Genomic DNA, 1,751 nt, shown 5'->3' on the forward strand with positions numbered 1-1,751 from the left:
CTAATAGGGAAAAACTTAAGAAACTCGTCACCGATAAAAAGAGCATTAACAACAGTTGCCCGCGAATAAATCCCAGAAAACTTTGTCGAAAAGACTTGGCAAAACGCTCCCGGTATGCTATGGGGAGAAGTTGCAAAAAACTTCGCCAGAGTTTATCACCGTCGATGAGCATATAAACACTGATCACCGCCCCGAAAACGCCAGTAAATACACTGGAAAAAACTCCCTGTACGAGCGATAAACCCGTAGCTAAACCGGTTTGTAAGCTTCCCACCATTTTATTCAAATCTAATCGATCGAGAAAGTCTTGAAAGGGTAAAAAATCTTTTTGACTCAGGGCATCGGTAAGATTGAATAGTAGTCCTCTCCCCTGATTAACCGCTTCCAATCCTATGCCTGTGACTAATCTAAATAGGAGGATAAAAGCTACTAGGGTGGTAATAGCAATGGCTAGTCCTCTCGGTAGATAACGGGATAACCAAACCACGGGATAATTTAATAGAGCGGCCAGGACTGCCGAACCGGTAAAAATAGCGATCATCCCGTAGAAATAGTTAATTAAGATAATTAGACTCCAGCCACAGCCAAATAATAATAGATAGCGTACTAGAATCGAGTTATTCAGAGTTTTCCAAAAGGAGCTAGAAGGGGGCATAAATAAAGCCAGAAATAGGATTTTAGCATTTAGAATTGTTTTAACAAAGCTTCCCGCATGACCGAGACGGGGACGGGTTGACCTAACCAGATTTCTAGTGCGATCGCTCCCTGATTAACTAACATTTCTAACCCATCAATAATTCTTATCCCTCTAGTCTGGGCTAACCGGAGAAATTTCGTCGGCCGGGGATTATAAATTAGATCGTAGGCGATCGCCGATGGGGGTAAAAGGTCTAATAATTCTAACTCAACAGGGGATTGTTCGCCCTGGGGGGACATTCCGATCGGGGTAGAATTAATCAGGAGTTCTGTGGTGGATACCAGCCCCTCTAATTCGTCCCAACTATGCACTTCTAGGAGGTCATAGAGGCTGGTATTCGCCCAACTTTCTTTAAAAGGATCTAATTTCTTTTGATTGCGTCCTACCACATGAATTTCGCCACAGCCCAACTGGGCGCAAGCCACCACCACCGCCCGGGCAGCGCCGCCATTGCCTAAAATAACTGGATTCACCCGACTCCAATCTTTGTCAAGGGATTTCAAGGGTGCGAGAAAGCCATCCACATCGGTATTCGTTCCCTGCCAACCGGTTTCCGTGCGCCAGACGGTATTAACTGCGCCCACTAGCCTGGCTTTCTCGGTAATTTGCGATAATAAGGGAATAATTGCTAATTTATGGGGAATCGTGACGCTAAAACCCTGTAGATCGATGGCGGACAAACCAGCGATCGCAGTTGCTAAATTTTCCGGGGCGATCGGTAGGGGAAGATAGACATAATTTAGCCCCAAGGCATCGATAGCGGCATTGTGCATGAGGGGAGAAAGAGTATGGCCGATGGGATCGCCGATTACGCCTAATAACTTGGTTTTTCCGTTAATAATGGTCATAAAAAAGGTGGGCTTTCCCCACCAAAGTTTAATCTCAAGGGTGGCCAATGCTCACCTTACTATACTAGGGTTTGCTGAAAAAGTTTTTCCTGGGGGCAGGGTGTAGGGTGTGGGGTGTGGGGTGTAGGGTTTTACCGATTTTGAGGGGGTCAATTACCTAATTTTCAGGGAAAAAGTCCAGGGATTTTTCCCCCGATCACTCCCAG

General features: G+C 45.7%; 2 protein-coding genes. Both read right to left on the bottom strand.

Annotated elements, in window-relative coordinates:
- On the bottom strand, positions 1-655 hold a 655-nt coding region (locus PX484_RS22580; RefSeq protein WP_288105602.1), incomplete at its 3' end, for an AI-2E family transporter.
- A 29-nt stretch (positions 656-684) separates the two neighbouring features.
- Positions 685-1,545, bottom strand: coding sequence for a shikimate dehydrogenase (locus PX484_RS22585; protein ID WP_287765612.1), 861 nt, complete (start codon positions 1,543-1,545; stop codon positions 685-687).
- Between the last annotated feature and the right edge of the window lie 206 nt (positions 1,546-1,751).

The sequence above is a fragment of the Microcystis sp. M49636_WE2 genome (genome assembly GCF_030065375.1).
In the GTDB taxonomy this organism is placed as follows: domain Bacteria; phylum Cyanobacteriota; class Cyanobacteriia; order Cyanobacteriales; family Microcystaceae; genus Microcystis; species Microcystis aeruginosa_C.